Source organism: Verrucomicrobiota bacterium JB022 (assembly GCA_030673845.1).
In the GTDB taxonomy this organism is placed as follows: Bacteria; Verrucomicrobiota; Verrucomicrobiia; order Opitutales; family Oceanipulchritudinaceae; genus WOUP01.
In genome coordinates, this window is record JAUTCQ010000017.1 from 224,224 (window position 1) to 241,151 (window position 16,928).

Genomic DNA, 16,928 nt, shown 5'->3' on the forward strand with positions numbered 1-16,928 from the left:
TTTAGGCTTCCGATGCGTGGTGGTAGACGCCCCAGCCGAGATACTTGGCGAAGGCTTCCTCGAGGATGCCGGCCGTATGGGAGGCGTTCATCACCACATGGTGTTCAAATCCTTCTTCGCAGATGTAGCGCATCAGGCGCTGGAGCTGCGGCACCTGGGCGACCGCACGGTTGCCGAAGGTCTTCAGCTCGTCATTGGTCAACTGGCCCTGGCCGACGTAGGCGCGGATGGTGCCGTTGATGTCGTCGGTCGTGATGCGGCCGTAGGTCAGCGGGGCTGCCGGGGTGCGGCCGTCGAGCGCGCCATAGGTGTTCTCTTCGCCCACCGTGGTGCCGAGGATCGGCGCGGTCGAAACCTTGGCCTTGTCGAGGAACGACTTGGCCCAGTTGCCGCAGTGGAAGAGCACGCACTTGTCGAGGTCGTCGCCGTAGTTGTTGTTCCAGTCCACCAGTGCGCTGGGGGAGTTGGAGGCGAGCTGCATGGCATACATGGTCAACACGCCGGTCACGTCGACTTCGCAGGCGCTGGGCAGGAAGTTCTCGCTCATCATGCTCATGCTGGTGCACACGTTGCAGCCGTGGTTTTGCTGCACGGAGGTCCAGCACTGGATGGCGGTGGCGTCGAGCGCGTTGGCCGTCACGAATTCATCGAGCACCACGCCGAGGCGGGCCATCTGGACCATCTTGGGGCTGGGCACGCTGGTGGTGTCGGCGTAGGCGTTCATCTCCGCGATCTTGGCGAGGAGGCGCTGGTCCTGTTCACCGATCTTCTGGGCGCTGCCGAGGATTTCGGAGAGGTCGACCGTGGTGACGGAGATGCCGTTGCGCTCGAGGATCTTCTCGCTGTAGCGCACGGTGTTGAAAGCGCCCGGGCGGGCACCCACGGCACCGATGCGGACGCCCTTCATGCCGCGCACCACGCGGCAGACGCCCAGGAAGCGCTCGAGGTCGGCGCGGAAAATGGGGGAGGTGGGGTGGACGACGTGCTGCGTGGTGAGCGAGTAGGGGATACCGGCCTGGCGCAGGTTGTTGCAGACGGAGATCTTGCCGCAGAAGGCGTCGCGGCGGCGGATCACGTCGAGGCGGTTCAGGTCGTCCGGGTAGCCCTGGATGAGCACGGGCACGTTGAGGCCGGCCAGCTTGAGCGTGTCGGCCACGCCCTTTTCGTCGCCAAAGTTGGGCAGGCACACGAGCACGCCACCGATCTTGTCGCGATTGGCGCGGAAGAGTTCGGCGCAGGCGCGCGCGTCGGCATGCGTCTCTACGCCGCCGAGCTTCGTGGTCGATTCATCGAGCATGACCGCTTCGATGCCCATTTCGGCCAACAGCTTACTGACGTCTTCGCGGGCTTCGGGGACCAGCCGATCCGGAAAGAAGTCGCGGTTGCCAAAAATGACACCAAGGGCAAACGGGGTGTTTTTCATGAAAAAAGCAGTGAAGTTTAATGAAATGGCAGGATAGGCTGGATTTTCAATAGAATTCATCCAGCTTGGAACTCACGGGTATCATAGAATAAGCATCGCGCTTGTTCCACCCGAATATTCGTTGATTCTCCCCGGATACTAAGGTCTGATCGCCACGCGTGTTTCATTTTGATCCCAGCCGCCCCGACTTCGCGCCCTACGGATTCACCTGCGTCCGTTGGGTGCCCTCGCTGATGAAGCGGCCCGACCACCACAACGAGATCGAGCTGAACCTGCTGTGGGAAGGCTCCGTCACCTACCTGCTGGGCGCAGGCAAGGTGCAGGTCGAGGCCGGGCAGCTCAGCCTCTTCTGGGCCGCTATCCCGCACCAGATCATCGATTTCAGCGAAAACGCCGGCTATTTCGTCGTCACGATCCCCTTTGCGTGGTTCCTGCAATTTCGCCTGCCCGAGCGCATCGTCCAGCCCCTCTTGCGCGGCGAGATGGTGCAGGAGCTCGACCCCGCTCGCCGCGAGCTGGACCTGCGCCTCGTGGAGCAGTGGGAGCGCGATCTGGGCCTGCCCGGCACGGAGCCCCAGCAAGTGGCCCTCGCCGAGATGGAGGCCCGCCTGCGCCGCCTCGCGCTGACCCACCCGACCGATTCTGCACCCGATCGTGCGACCAATCTGGCCGAGGGCGGGTTGAACAAGGCGGAGCAAATGGCCCTCTTCATCGCCCGCCGCTACACCGAGCCGCTGACCGTCGAGGCAATCGCCGGCGCGGTGGAGCTGCACCCGAACTACGCCATGGGCCTCTTTCGCACCGCTTTCGGCACCACCCTGATGGATTATTTGTTGCACCACCGCGTTTCGCATGCGCAGCGTTTATTGGCCACCACCGACCGCAAGATCGTCGACCTCGCGCTCGAGTCCGGCTTCAGCTCCCTCAGCCGCTTCAACGACGCCTTCCGCAAGACCTGCGGCGTGACGCCCCGCGAATACCGCCGACAGCACGCCGTGAAGGTTTAATTTTCAGCCGCAGATGAACGCAGATTTACGCATATAATGATGAAACCCAAGGCTACTTACACCTTTCGCCCACCTTTGACCCCAGCTCTGCACAGAACACATTTTTGATCCAGTATTTCTGCCTTTATCCGCGTAAATCTGCGTCCATCTGCGGCTAATAAAAGACCTTTCAATCCCTTTCCCCTATGACGACATCCCCGACACGCTTCTTCTCGCTCGCCGCGCTCTTGGGCTGCCTGGTGACGCCGCTCGCGGCCCAACCCCACGAAATCTGGGTCTCGCCCGATGGTGACGACGCCCAAGCTGGCACTCAAGACGCCCCGTTGGCCACGATAGAACGCGCTCAGCGGCAGGCCCGCGACCTGCGCCGCCTGAAGGATCCGGCCATCGCCGAAGGCATCCGCATCGTCATCCGTGGCGGCACCTACCGGCTCGACCAGCCCATGCTCGTGCGTTGGGAAGACTCCGGCACCGCCGAGAGCCCCACCGTGTTCGCGGCGGCCGAGGGCGAGCGCCCGGTTATTTCCGGCGGTGTGTCGCTCGAAGGCTGGCAGCAGCAGGCCAATTCGCCCCTGTGGGTGGCTGATGCGCCGCTCGTGGGCGACCGTCCGCTCCAGTTCCGCAACCTCTGGATCAACGGCGAGCGCGGCCAGCGTGCCCGCGAGGCCGATGGCGAAGACCTGCACCGCGTGCTCGCCTGGGACAAGGAGAACGAGGTGGGCGTGATCGAGGCCAGCGCCGTCGAAGGCCTCGGCGAACCGGCCGGGCTCGAATTTGTGATCCACCAGATGTGGGCCATCGCGATCCTGCGCGTGAAGTCCATCGAGATCGACGGCGACGAGGCGCGCCTGCAGTTTCACCAGCCCGAGCATCAAGTGCAGTTCGAGCACCCCTGGCCGCCGGTGGTGATCAACGAAGAATACGGTAACTCCGCCTACTACCTCGCCAACCGTCTCGAGTTCGTCGACGAGCCCGGCGAGTGGTATCAAGATCCGAAGAGCGGGAAGGTCTACTACTACCCGCGCGCGGGTGAGACGCCGGCCAAAGCCGAGGTGATCGCGCCGGTGCTGGAAACGCTGGTCGAGGTGGCCGGTGCGCCGGGTTGGCCGGTCGAGCACGTGGAGTTCGAAGGCCTGCAATTTTCGCACACCACCTGGATGCGCCCTTCGGAGTTTGGCTACGTGCCCCTGCAGGCCGGCTTCTATATGTATGAGGCCTACAAGCTCAAGCAGCCCGGCACGGAAGACAAGGCGGGTCTTGAGAATCAGGCCTGGGTGGGCCGCAAGCCGGGTGCCGTCGAGCTGCGTTACACCCAAGGCACGGCCTTCCGTGGCTGCTTCTTTGAACACCTCGCCTCCAGCGGCCTCGATTACGTGATCGGTGCCAAGCACGACACGGTGGAGGGCAACGTCTTCCGCGACATCGGCGGCAACGGCTTTGTCGTCGGCCCCTTCCAGGAAGAAGGCGTCGAGACCCACATCCCCTACAACCGCGCTCCGGAAGTCGACCACTGCGTCGGCACCCGCTTCGTCAACAACCTCGTCAACGACGTGGCGCACGACGACTGGGGCTGCGTGGGCGTTGCGGCCGGCTACGTGAGCGAAATCGAGATCGCGCACAACGAGATTTCCGATGTGGCCTACTCCGGGATCAGCCTCGGCTGGGGCTGGACGCGCACCGAGACGGTGATGCGCGACAACCGCGTGCAAAACAACCACATCCACCACTTCGGCAAGGCCATGTACGACACGGGTGGCATCTATACGCTCTCCAACCAGCCCAACACCGTGATCAGCGGCAACGCAGTCCACACCATCTACCGCCCGCCCTTCGTGCACGACCCCTACCACTGGTCCTACATCTACCTCGACGAGGGCTCCGCCAACATTACGATCGAGAACAACTGGGCCGAGGGGATCAAGTTTTCCACCAATGCCAACGGGCCCGGCAATGTCTGGCGCAACAACGGGCCCGACGTCAGTGACGAAGTGCGCGAAAACGCGGGCCTGCAGGGTGAATACCGTTCGTTGCTGCAGTTTGCGACCGTGAAATAGGGGCGAGCGCTCGCGAAACGTAGTGGGATTTCATGAACGAGGCATGAAAAATCCCATTGCGTTCGCTTACCCGAAATGCAAGGCTGTGGGGTAAACCCCGCGCAGTTACCCCTGTCTGGCTCTCGGCCCTCCCCAAGGTCGAGTAGTAGGGCGACTGCATCAGAGCGGGGTGCCCCTTCCACTACTCTCCTCGGTATGTTAAAAAGTTCCCTCATCCGCCCTGCCCGCGTTTCCACGTGCTGGGCCTTGATCACGATGGCGCCGGTTTGGGCGTTTGGCCAAGGCTCCAACGATCTGATTGCCTACGAAGGCTTCGACTATGCCGTCGGTGCCGAGCTAACCGCCACCGGCACCTACAACGGCGGTACGGGCTGGGGTAGCGGCTGGGCCACCAACCAAGGGGGCGACGCCACTATCCGCCAGGCGGGCATGTTTTATCGCGATGCTTCCGGTTACCGCCTCGAAATTGGCGGTCGCTCGGTGCTGGCCACCGGCGAAGGCTCCAACCTCGGCCTCTGGCGCAATCTCGCCAGCCAGGTGACCGGCAACATCGGCGACACCGTCTACCTCTCGTTCATCGCGCGGAATGTTGGCCAAAAGGCGGACATCAATGATCCCGATTGGGGTACGTTGCCGCTGCGTTTCAAGACGGTCTACCCTATTCCTGCGGGCGTTTCCGTTCAGAAAGCAGGCACAACCACTGCCAATGCTTTAATCGGGCACCCGTTGGACCAACTGAGCGCCACGCCTACAACTGTGCGCAATTACCAGAGCTGGCAGGTCGCCAGCAAGTCCACGACGGTTGATTCCAATACCCCCGATGATCAAGTGACCTTTGTCGTGGTGCGCTTCGACTTTATCGATGCTGGCGGTGGAGCAGTCGGGACCAAGGTCTCGCTCTTTACCAACCCCCAATTGGGGGATGAGGGCGTGAATGCGCCCGTGTCGCAAAATATCACCAGTAGCGGTGCGGCATACGCACTCAAAGGCGCGGATTTTGCGGCGATTGGACTACAGGCCTCCGCGGGCACCGCCGTGGCTCCGGCATCGCAGATGGAGTTCGACGAAATTCGCCTCGGTCGCACCTGGGCTTCGGTTACGCCGAGCAAGCTGGATGACGGCGACGGCGACGGCATCCCGGACGTCGACGACCCGGACGACGATAATGACGGCATCCTGGATGCGGATGACCCCGACGATGACAATGATGGCCTGACCGACGCTGAAGAGGCGATCCTCGGTACCTTCCCGACTTACGCGGATTCCGATCTGGATGGCGTCATCGACGGTGAAGACGCTTTCCCGCTGGACAGCAGCGAATGGGCTGACACCGATGGCGATGGCATCGGCAATAATGCCGACCTCGACGACGACGACGACGGCATTCCAGATGTCGATGAGGTCGCGGCCGGGACCGACCCGCTGAAGGCCGATACCGATAGCGACGGCATTGATGACCCGGATGACGTCTTCCCGCTCGATCCTGAGGAATGGGCCGATACCGATGGTGATGGCATAGGAAACAATGCCGACCTCGATGACGATAACGATGGCTCTACTGACGAAGAGGAGGCATTGGCCGGCACCGATCCTCTGAACCCTGACACCGACGGCGACGGCGCGCTCGATGGGGCGGACCCGCTCCCGCTGAGCGCGGCCCCTGCGTTCCCAGGTGCCGATGGCGCCGGCCGCTATACCAGCGGCGGTCGTGGCGGTATCGTCTATCACGTGACGAGCCTCGACGGCGAAATCGACGGCGACCGCAGCAACACCCCCGGCACGCTCCCCTACGGCCTCAACGACGCCAACTTTACGGTCGACGGCGTGGTGCAGCCCCGGGTGATCGTCTTCGATGTGGGCGGCACAATCTGGCTCGGCCAGCGCGCATCCGTCAACAACGTGGGCTGGGATACCCAAGATCCGATTACGGCGGGCTCGCACATCACCATTGCCGGCCAGACGGCACCCGGCGGCATCGTGATCGCCGGCGGTGGCCTCAAGACGGGCGGAGAAAACCTGATCGTGCGCAACCTGATCATCGCTCCGGGCTATGGCGGTCGCGGCTTCACCCCGCAGTCGGATGATTTGCCCGATTCCTTTACCTACGATGCGATGAATGTCTCGTCGCACAAAGTGATGGTCGACCACGTTACGACCATTTTTGCGACCGACGAAACCATCTCGGTCGACGAACGTGCGGACCATGTGACGATCCAGTACAGCAGCATCTCGCAAGGTCAGAATTACCCGCAGGCCGATGCGGAGGCGAGTGGCGTCAAATACACCGGCCACGCCCTCGGTTCGCTGGCCCAGCCGGGCACCGACGCCAAGGTCAGTATCGTCAACAATCTTTACGCGCACCAGAAGGGCCGTTTGCCCCGCATCGGCACCGAAGTCAGCAAGCTGACCGATCCGACGCGCGGCGCCTATGTCGACTTCCGTAACAATGTGGTCTACAACTGGCTCGGCACGGCTGGGACAGGCGCGGGTGGCCAGCCGGCGCAAGCCAATTTCGTCAACAACTTCTATCTCGCAGGCAACGGCGGCTGGGACCCCATTGGTGGGGCCGATACCGGTTTGCACCTGGTGGATGGTGGCACGGGAGTCTTCTCCGGCAACGACACGGCCCTGACGCTCGTCTACCACGCGGGCAACATGATCGACCGCAACAAGGACGGCGACGCGGACGACTTCCAGCTCGTGACCGAGGCCGGGGTGTCGAGTGCCTTCACCTCGCTCACACGACAAGCCCAGCCCTTCAGTGAAGTGCCCTACTATGGCACGACGCTGCCAGCCCGTGACGCTTTCGACCGTGTCGTGAGCTTTGCCGGGGCCAACTGGAACAACCGCCACCCGATCGATGCCCGCATCTTTGAGGAGACGGCGACTGTTACCGGCTTGATCATCGACTTCGCCGATCCGTGGCATGGCACCGAGTGGAACGACCTGATGGCCAAGCGCTCGGCAACTCGCCACGGCGGGGTAGGCGGCACGGGTGACTATGCACGCCCGGCTGGTTACGATACCGACGGCGACGGCTTACCGGACGCTTGGGAAAAGGCGATGGGCCTCGACCCGAACGTGGCCAGCGCCAACGGCGATTCCGACCGCGACACCTACACCGACATCGAGGAGTTTGTGAATGCCCTCGGCGCCTTCCCGGCCCCGGCAACGCTGGTGGCGGACAAGAGCGGGCGCTTCGAAGTCTACGCCAACTGGAGCCAGGACTGGCAGCCTTCGCACTACGACGCAGCCTTGATCGACGGCGTGACCATGACGCTCGATAGCCCTGGCCAGATGGTGGGTGCCCTTGAGGTGGCGAACAGCGGCGAGTTGCAGATCAGCGGCGGTTGGCTGCATGTGCTCGGGAAACTCGACTTGACCGGCAACCCGACGTCAATAGAAGGGGCTGGCACCATCACTCAGACCGGAGGTGTTGTCATCGTTGACGACATGCTGACGCTCAATGGAGACCCCTACGTCCTGGACGGGGGCATCTTGGATGTCGATACGGTGGTTTGGAACTCGAGCCTCGGCCTGAATTTTAACAGTGGCACCCTGCATGTCCGCTCCATCAACAGTAACCTCTCGGTCAAGGGCACCCTTGCGCCGGGGAGGAGTGCGGAAGCGGTCACAATTCATGCTGCATTGGATGGAGACGCCTCGGGGATTTCTCGAATTGGCACCACCTCCGTGGGCGGCGACATGTGGATCCATTCTGGCGGTACTCTCGCGATCGATATTGCGAATGGATCCTCGGCGGACAAGCTGTCGGTGGGGAATGGCCTCTCGCTGGATGGTAACCTGAGCGTCAATCTGCTTGATGGTTATGTGCCGGCCTCCAATACAAGCTGGACAATCGCATCAGCCGGCAGTGTCAGCGGCAGCTTCCAAGCAGTGCCCGAAGGCTTCAGTGTTTCCGTATCGGGTAACAATCTTGTCCTCACCTACATTGGCGACAGTGCACCGCTTGACACCGACAACGACGGGCTGGCCGACATCTACGAAACAGGCACCGGCGTCTACGTATCGGAAACCGATACGGGCACGGATGCGAACAACCCAGACAGTGACGGGGATGGCCTGCTCGATGGGGAGGAAGTCAATCTCTACGGCAGCAACCCTAACGAACCCGATCGCCCCTACGTCGATCTCACCATTGAGACGACCGGCCTCAAAATCTGGTTCGAGGGTCTCAATGGTGCGCCTTATGTGCTCGAAACCTCCGCCGACCTTGAAACCTGGGAATTCTGGCGGAACGTGGAAGGCACGGGCGAGCTGCAGGAGCTCCCGGTGGACGGCTTGGACACGACGCCGTTTTATATTCGGGCTCGCCAAGGATCTACACGTTAGATAGCGTTCCGGCACACCTATCTTCTCCTATGATACTCCTGAAAAATAAAAGCCACGGTCTGAGGGCTGTGGCCCTTCTCGCCCTGTTCCTGGGGCCGCTGGTGGGCTTCACCGGCTGTGAAACAACGGGTGGCGACAACGCTGAAAGTGGCCGTTCCTCCGTGGGGCAAACTTCACAGCCGCTCAACCTCCTGGATACAATGTATGCGGCCCGCACGGCGATGACTTCGCTGGCAGACGGCAGTGCTTCCAATCCGCAGGAGGCGATGGCGACAGTAGCTAACGCTTACCCGCGCTTCAGCGAATTTGCTAACGCAATGCAGCGGTTGAGTCGTTCATTTGATTCGGCGGACCCGACCGAGTTTTGGCAAAAGCTTTCCGAGATGGGGAGCATCTACCAAATCAATTATATTGGACATTCGTCAGGTGAGCTTCGTCGCATTCAAAAAAACTCGCTGCGCAGCTTGAGAGTGGAGATTGCCGATCTGCAGCGGCAAGTCGAAATCTATGGAGAGACTTACGCCGAGTTACTGGCTGCGGTCGGAACTACCCCTACGGTGGAAGCCTACCAGCAGAACATTCCGACGATCAATTTGCTGACCCAGCAAAGTGTGGCGCTGGACAAGGAGCTGCGTGACTTCTCCACCTCGTTGAGCCGTATCTCAAGCTATCTACAGGGTGCCGGTTTTAGTGGTGCGCCAGATTGGTAGAAGAAACTCTCCTTTTCTTCCCCAGCCGTATCGCCTTAGCGGGCAGACGGCTTTTTTGTGCTCACTAGTCAACACGTTGACGCCCGTGCGGCTCGCGAAAGTTGCCCGAGGCGGCCAAGCTCTGGAGGCAACCCCATCTACTACGATTATGCTGGATCCCCATTCGCTTCGTTTACCAGTGTTTGCTTCGCTGGCCCTGCTCGGTGCAGGGGGCAGTATGTTTGGCCAGGCTACGCCGCAGATACCGGCCTTCCCCGGCGCGGAAGGAGCGGGCCGGGAGGCTACCGGAGGGCGGGGTGGGGCGGTCTATGAAGTCACGAACCTGCACGACGACGGGCCGGGCAGCCTGCGCGCGGCAGTCGAGGCCAAAGGGCCGCGCACGATCGTTTTTCGCGTCTCCGGCACCATCCCGCTGGAGTCGAACCTCCGGATCCGCGAGGGTGATTTGACCATCGCCGGCCAGACGGCCCCGGGCGACGGCATTTGCCTCGCCAATTACACCCTCAACGTCGCAGCCGACAACGTGATCATCCGCTTCCTGCGCGTGCGGGTGGGCGACCGGGGAGGGCCGGAAGGGGCGAGCGGCCGCGATGCGCTCTCCGTCGGCGGCACCGACCGTGTGATCATCGACCACTGCACCTTCTCGTGGTCCATCGACGAAGCGGCCAGCGCCTATTTCAACACCCGCTTTACCCTGCAATGGTGCATCGTTTCGGAAAGCCTGCGCGAGTCGCTGCACCCCAAGGACGCCCACGGCTATGGTGGTATCTGGGGCGGGCAGGGCACCACCTTTCACCATAATCTCCTGGCGCACCACTCATCGCGCAATCCCCGGCTCAACGGCAGCCGCGGTATGCCCCGCACGATCGACGGCACCGATTTCCAGCGTGAAGAGACGGACCTGCGCAACAACGTGATCTACAACTGGACGATCAACAGCGCCTACGCTGGCGAGCCCCGCAGCGACGGCCTGCCCTCGCGCTACAACATCGTGGGCAATTACTATAAAGCCGGGCCCGCCACGCCCGAGCGCACCGCCGCCCGCATCTTCAACCCCACCCCGGTCGACGGCTACTACAGCGAGTTCTACGTCGCCGGCAACATTACCACCGCCTCCGAGCAGACGACGGCCGACAACTGGCGCGGGATGCACGTGAGTAAAGGCGAAACCATCCCCGAAAGCGCCCGCCGGGCCGAGCCCGTACCGCTGCCGCCCATCGCTGCGCAGAGCGCGGAAGAGGCCTACGCCCAGGTGCTGGCCGAGGCGGGCGCCGTCTTCCCCACGCGCGATGCCGTCGACGCCCGGGTGGTGCAGGAAGTTCGCGACGGCACCTACCACTTTGGCGACCACGGCCTCATCGACTCGCAGGAGCAGGTGGGCGGCTGGCCGGAACTCCGCTCGGCCGAGGCCCCCGCAGATCGGGACCACGACGGGATGCCTGATGCCTGGGAGGAAGCCCACGGCCTCGACCCCGCCGATCCGGCGGACCGTAACCTCGACCGCGATGGCGACGGCTACACCGCGCTGGAGGACTACCTCAACGGTCTCGTGGCGCATTTGCCTTCAGCGCAAGCGAGGTGAAGATTCATGAAATTGTAACGCGATTTTTTGAAGATTCATAGGGATTTCATTTGACCGAAGCTTCTGGGTTGGATTGGCTTGATGCACCCCGTCCCCTTCGGGGTTTTTTAGCTACTACCCTTCCCCCCCAGAACTCACGCATGTCTTTCTCCCGTAACTCCGTGCGCGCGGTGCTGCTTGGCTGCAGCTTTGCCGCCAGCCTGTCGGCCGGCCCCCTCAGCTTCTTCCTGAACAGCCCCGCGACGTACTCTTCTTCACAGACTTCCAACGAAGCCTTGCCCATTGGTAACGGCAAGCTGGCCGCCCTCATCTACGGCGGCACCTCGCAGGAAATCATTCAGTTCAACGAAGACACCGTCTGGGCGGGCACCGTCAACGATTACTCGCAACCCGGTGCAGTCGATTGGCTCGACGACATCCGCGAATACGTCTGGAAGGGCGAAGGCGTCAACGCCTGGAACCTCGCCGCGCGCGACAATTTCATGTCGATCCCGCTGCGGCAGAGCCCCTACCAGCCGGCCGGCAACCTGCGCCTCAATTTCAACCACGGCAGCACGAGCGACTACAAGCGTGCGCTCGACCTCGAGACCGGCACCACCAGCGTCCAGTACACCAGCGGCGGCGTCACCTACACCCGGGAGATGTTCGCCAGCTACCCGGACCAGGTGATCGTGGTGCGCCTGACCGCCAGCCAGCCGGGCTCCCTCACCTTTTCCTACGGCCTCGATACGCAGCACACCCGCAGCAGCGTTTCGACCGAGGGCAACCAGCTCGTGCTCGACGCGCAAGTCAACGTCGACGTGGACACCCGCCGCAACCAGACGAGCGACGTGCACTTCCAGTCGCGCGTGCGCATCCTCAACGACGGCGGCACCGTCACCCCCAGCGGGAACAGCATTTCCGTGGCGGGCGCCAACAGCGTGACGCTGATCATGAGCGTGGCGTCCAACGTCGAGAGCTTCGACGACCTCTCCGCCGACCCCGAAGCCCGTACCCTCGCCGTGCTCAATGCGATCGACGGCAAGAACTACGACGCCATCCGGGCCGACCACCTCGAAGACTTCGAGGAGCTCTTCGACCGCGTGAGCCTCGACCTCGACGGCCCGTCCAAGGACAACCTGCCGATCGATCAGCGCCTCGATGCGATCGACGCCAGCGCCAATACCGAGGCTGCCCGCGTCGCTGCACTTTCGCAGGACGTCAACCTCGTCGAGCTGAGCTTGCAGATGGGCCGATACATGCTCATCACCGGCTCCCGTGCGGGTTCTCAGCCATTAAACCTCCAGGGCAAGTGGAACAACGAACTCAACCCGTCATGGGAGAGCAAGATGACGCTCAACATCAACCAGGAGATGAACTACTGGTTGGCTGAGATCGGTAATTTGAGCGAGACCCACGTGCCCATGGTCGATCTCGTGCGCGACCTGACCGAGTCGGGCCAAAAGGTCGCCGAGCGCCACTACGGGGCCGACGGCTGGATGGTCCACCACAATACCGACCTCTGGCGCGGTGCAGCCCCGATCAACAACCCCGGCGGCCTCTGGCCTTCCGGCGGTGCGTGGCTCAGCATGCACCTGTGGTGGCATTACCAATACAGCAAGGATCCCGCGATCCTGCAGGAAATTTACCCGCTGATGAAGGGCGCGACTCTGTTCTTCGACGACTTCCTCGTCGAAGACCCGCGCGAAGGCTACAACAGCTGGCTCGTGACCAACCCGACCCACTCGCCCGAGCAGCCCCAGACCGGTCTGGGCGACGAAGGCGAAATCGTGGCCGGCACCACGATGGACAACCAGCTCATCCGCGGCCTCTACAACTACATGATCGAGGCGAGCGAAATCCTCGATGTGGATGCCGACCTGCGCGCCCAGTGGATCAGTAACCGCGACCGCCTGCCGCCCAACATGATCGGCCGCTTTGGTCAGTTGCAGGAGTGGCTGGAAGACGTCGACTCGCCCAACGACCAGCACCGCCACCTTTCGCCGCTCGTCGCGATGTTCCCGGGCGACGAGATCACCCCGCAGCATACGCCCGAATTTGCCGAAGCCGTCAAGGTAAGCCTCGACCGCAAGGGCGACGGCACCAACAACACTTCCTGGAGCCAGGCCTGGAAAATGTGCCTGCGCACCTCGATGGGCGAGGGCGACCACGCTTTCCGCATCCTCGCGAACCTCTTCGCCAAGTCCCATACCGACAATATGGTCTTCTCCCGCAAAGGCGGCGAAAACCAGATCGACGGCAATATGGGCTCGGCCGCCGGTGTCGCACAAATGTTCCTGCAGAGCGACCGCGGCGAGATCGAGCTGCTGCCCGCGCTCCCCAGCGCCCTCGCCTCCGGTAGCGTCAAAGGCCTCAAGGCCCGCGGCGGCTACGAAGTCGACATCACCTGGGAAAACGGTGCGATGACCGAAGCGACCATCCATGCGGTGGACTCTGGCACTGCGCGCGTGCGCTCGGCCACGCCGCTCAACGTGAAGCTCGACGGCAACCTCGTCTCCGCCCCGGAAGTCGAAACCGGCGTCTACCAGTTTAACGCCATTGCCGGCCAGACCTATGCGGTGGCTGCTGGTGAGCCCTATTCGGGCCCTATCGACAGCGATAACGACGGCCTGCTCGACTCGGTCGAGACCAACACCGGCGTCTACGTCTCGCCGACCGACACCGGCACCGACCCGCTGAAGGCCGACACCGACGGCGACGGCATCGAAGACGGCGTCGAGATCACCATGTATTCCACCGACCCGACCGAAGCCGATACCGACGGTGACGGCATCGACGACGGGGTGGAAGTCGCCCTCGCCAGCCTCGGCTTCGACCCGCTGGTCGACTCCAGCTCGCTCATGGCCGTGCTCCAGGCCAACGCCCAAGCCGTGGGTCTCTACACCCGCGAGCAACTTGAAGCGCTGGCCGCCGCCCCGTTGATCGCGGTGCAAGACGGCAAGATCGTGCTCGATCTCTCGCTCGTCGCTTCCGCCGATGCCGAGAACTGGCAGCCCGTAAACCTTTCCGCCTCCGATGTGTCCGTGCAAGACGGCGACGTCCGCATCGAACAGCCGGCCCCCAGTGGCGTCCAGTTCTACTACTGGAGCCCGGCCAGCGTCGATTGAGGCCGATTTTGACCCAAGAGATTGGGGAGTGTAAATGGTAAGCCGGGGGGCTTACTAGGTAGTAATTGAGGGTGCCGCCTTTTGGAGGCGGCACCCTCTGTTCTTTTTGGGCGACTGGAGTCGGCGTCTGCCTCTCGGCCCGGGCCAAAAAGAAGCTGCCGGACCTTGCGGGTCCGGCAGCTGGGGGGATAGTCGGGAAGATAAAGCTGCGGTGCGCGCTACTTGCTGCTCCACTCGGTGCCGGCCATGGAGCCGGTTTCGAGGAAGCGCTGGTGCATCTTGAAGGCGCGGTCGAGCGTCTGCGGCGTGTGGCCGCCTTGCACGTCCTTGGAGTAGCCGCGCAGCACGTCGCGGTAGTCCGGGTGGGCGCACTTGTTGATGATCTCCAGCGCGCGCTCGTGCGGGTCCTTGCCCCGCAGGTCGGCCACGCCCTGCTCGGTCACCACCACCTGCACGCTGTGCTCGCTGTGGTCGAGGTGGCTGCAGAGCGGCACGATGGGGCTGATGGCACCCTTCTTGGCCAGGCTGGGGCAGGTGAAGACGGAGATGTAGGCGTTGCGGGTAAAGTCGCCGCTGCCGCCGATCCCGTTCATCATGTCGTTGCCCATGATGTGGGTGGAGTTGACGTTGCCGAAGATGTCGACCTCGATCGCGGTGTTGATCGTGATGACGCCGAGGCGGCGCACGACTTCCGGGTTGTTGGAGATTTCCTGCGGGCGCAGGATCATGCGACGGCGGAAGAAGTCGAAATTGTCGTAGACCTTCCGCATCAGCTCCTCGTTGATCGTCAAGGAGGTGCCGCTGGCAAACTTGATGCGGTCGGCCTCCATCAGGCCGATCACGCTGTCCTGGATCACCTCGCTATACATTTCGAAGGCGGGGATCTCCGGGTGTTCGCCCATCGCGCCGAGCACGGCGTTGGCGATGTTGCCCACACCGCTCTGGATGGGCAGGAACTCGCGGGGGATGCGGCCTGCGCGCATTTCGGCGGCGAGGAAGTCGGCCACATTCTGCCCGATCTTGTTGGTGATCGGGTCGGAGTCCTTGAAGCCCGCCACCTCGTCGGCCATGTCGTTGTAGACGACGCCCACGATCTTGTTGGGGTCGATCTTCACCACCGGGGAGCCGCAGCGCTGGCGCACGCTGAAGACGGGGATCTCGCGACGGCGGGGCGGATCTTCCGGCTCATAAATGTCGTGCAGGCCGTAGAGGGACTTCGGGTGGAAGCGGTTGATCTCGATGATCACCTTTTCCGCCTGATTGAGGAAGGTGTTGGCGGCGCCGACGCTGGAAGTCAGCGTGATCTCGCCATCGGGCGTCACTTCGGCGGCTTCGACGATGGCCCAGTGGAACTTGCCGAGGAAGCCGTAGCGCACCCACTGCTGGAGCAGCGAAAGGTGCATGTCGAAGAAGCGCGTGCGCCCCTCGTTGATCGCCTTGCGCAGCGAGCCGTTGCTTTGGTAGGGCGTGCGCCAGGCAATCGCGTCGGCCTCGGCCAGCACCCCGTCGAGAGACTGCCCGGTGGAGGCACCGGTGACGACGCCCACCTGGAAGGGGCGACCCGCTTCATGTTCAGCCCGGGCGCGTGCAGCGAGGGCGCGGGACACGACCTTGGCGGCGCCCGCCGGGGTAAACCCGCTGAACCCGATCGTCTGGCCGTGCTGGATCAGCGAGGCGGCTTCCTCCGGGGTCATTTCGGTGTAGGGCATGGCAGTCTTCATTCTGGGTATTTCCTTATTAGAAGTGCTTAAGATGTGAGAATTTCTATTAAGGCAAGCTACAGTCTTCAAGCGCATAATCGAGCGAATCGGCATTTTTCGCCTGCCGCCGTTTTTACCGACAGTTTTGCCCCGAGGCAGAAATTTGCTTGAATTTGCACGCAAAAGGCGGCTTCATCCTCGCGGTCCTATGCCGCTGGAAGAGTCAGTCCTCTCTGCACAGACGTTGGGTCTGTCGGATGAACAAGCACAACAAGCCTTTATCGGTTGTGCCTGCTTTAACCTGCGCAAGGCCAGCCGCGCCATGACGCAGATTTACGACGACGTTTTGCGTCCGTTGAATCTGCGCAGCGGCCAGTTCGCCTTGCTCATCGGGATCCGCCTGCTCGGGCGTCCCACGATCCAGGAGCTGGCCGACCTCACGTGGCTCGACCGCTCTGCGCTCAGCCGCAACCTCCGCCCTCTGGAAGCGCGTGGCCTGCTGCAGATCGAGCCGGGGAAAGACCGCCGCACCCGCCGCATCACCCTCACCGAGATGGGCGACGAAGCGCTGTGCGAGGGCTACGAGCGCTGGCAGGAAGCCCAGGTCAAGACCGAGACCCTGCTCGGCCCCCAGCAGCTCAACGGCCTGCTCGCCCAGATCGGCGAAGTCTGCGGCCGCCTCAAGCCCGAGCAGAATTAGCCCCGCTTGACGGCCCCTGCGGCCCGTGATTGAATACCTTCATGCAGGTGCGAATCAGCAATCGGCGACAGGTCACCTTCCCAAAGAAGATGATGGAGCAGTTGAACCTGAAAGAGGGCGATGTGCTGGAATTGACTGAAACAGCCGAAGGGGTGCTATTGCGCCCAAGCACTTTTTCTACCGAGGGTTTCGGCTCCTTGAAGCATTTGATTCCGAGCGGACTGCCCCCGCTGGATCTGGAAAAAGTACGCTATGAAGCCGCCAGCGACCCAAGTCTTCGGGATTGATACCT

The 16,928-nt window shown here is 62.6% G+C and carries 10 protein-coding genes; 8 read left to right on the plus strand and 2 right to left on the minus strand.

Annotation, left to right across the window (positions count from 1 at the left end):
* Nucleotide 1: 1 nt before the first annotated feature.
* Nucleotides 2-1,423 (minus strand): L-fucose/L-arabinose isomerase family protein, encoded by a 1,422-nt coding sequence (locus Q7P63_13715; protein ID MDP0501146.1) that lies wholly within the window; start codon nucleotides 1,421-1,423, stop codon nucleotides 2-4.
* A gap of 158 nt (nucleotides 1,424-1,581) precedes the next feature.
* Between Q7P63_13715 and Q7P63_13720 the strand changes: the two genes are divergently transcribed.
* The 6 genes from Q7P63_13720 (at nucleotide 1,582) to Q7P63_13745 (ending at nucleotide 14,236) form a co-directional block, all read left to right on the plus strand.
* Nucleotides 1,582-2,430 carry a helix-turn-helix domain-containing protein gene (locus tag Q7P63_13720; protein ID MDP0501147.1) on the plus strand — a complete coding sequence of 283 codons (849 nt, stop codon included), beginning with the start codon at nucleotides 1,582-1,584 and terminating at the stop codon, nucleotides 2,428-2,430.
* A gap of 185 nt (nucleotides 2,431-2,615) precedes the next feature.
* Nucleotides 2,616-4,484, plus strand: a complete 1,869-nt coding sequence (locus Q7P63_13725) for a right-handed parallel beta-helix repeat-containing protein (GenBank protein ID MDP0501148.1) — start codon at nucleotides 2,616-2,618, stop codon at nucleotides 4,482-4,484.
* A 195-nt stretch (nucleotides 4,485-4,679) separates the two neighbouring features.
* Entirely contained in the window at nucleotides 4,680-8,837 is a 4,158-nt protein-coding gene (locus Q7P63_13730) for a hypothetical protein (GenBank protein MDP0501149.1), read from the plus strand.
* Between the two features lie 29 nt (nucleotides 8,838-8,866).
* Nucleotides 8,867-9,547, plus strand: coding sequence for a hypothetical protein (locus tag Q7P63_13735; protein MDP0501150.1), 681 nt, complete (start codon nucleotides 8,867-8,869; stop codon nucleotides 9,545-9,547).
* A 148-nt stretch (nucleotides 9,548-9,695) separates the two neighbouring features.
* The gene (locus tag Q7P63_13740; protein MDP0501151.1) at nucleotides 9,696-11,129 is read left to right on the plus strand and encodes a pectate lyase; all 1,434 of its coding nucleotides are present in this window, start codon (nucleotides 9,696-9,698) and stop codon (nucleotides 11,127-11,129) included.
* Nucleotides 11,130-11,269: 140 nt separating this feature from the next.
* Nucleotides 11,270-14,236, plus strand: coding sequence for a glycoside hydrolase N-terminal domain-containing protein (locus Q7P63_13745; GenBank protein MDP0501152.1), 2,967 nt, complete (start codon nucleotides 11,270-11,272; stop codon nucleotides 14,234-14,236).
* 218 nt (nucleotides 14,237-14,454) lie between these two features.
* Here Q7P63_13745 and Q7P63_13750 read toward each other — a convergent pair whose 3' ends face one another.
* Nucleotides 14,455-15,945 (minus strand): succinate CoA transferase, encoded by a 1,491-nt coding sequence (locus tag Q7P63_13750; protein ID MDP0501153.1) that lies wholly within the window; start codon nucleotides 15,943-15,945, stop codon nucleotides 14,455-14,457.
* A 199-nt stretch (nucleotides 15,946-16,144) separates the two neighbouring features.
* Between Q7P63_13750 and Q7P63_13755 the strand changes: the two genes are divergently transcribed.
* Together Q7P63_13755 and Q7P63_13760 are read left to right on the plus strand one after the other, a co-directional pair.
* Entirely contained in the window at nucleotides 16,145-16,636 is a 492-nt protein-coding gene (locus Q7P63_13755) for a MarR family winged helix-turn-helix transcriptional regulator (GenBank protein ID MDP0501154.1), read from the plus strand.
* A 41-nt stretch (nucleotides 16,637-16,677) separates the two neighbouring features.
* On the plus strand, nucleotides 16,678-16,923 hold the full coding sequence (locus Q7P63_13760) for an AbrB/MazE/SpoVT family DNA-binding domain-containing protein (protein MDP0501155.1): 246 nt from the start codon (nucleotides 16,678-16,680) through the stop codon (nucleotides 16,921-16,923).
* The last annotated feature ends 5 nt before the right edge of the window (nucleotides 16,924-16,928 follow it).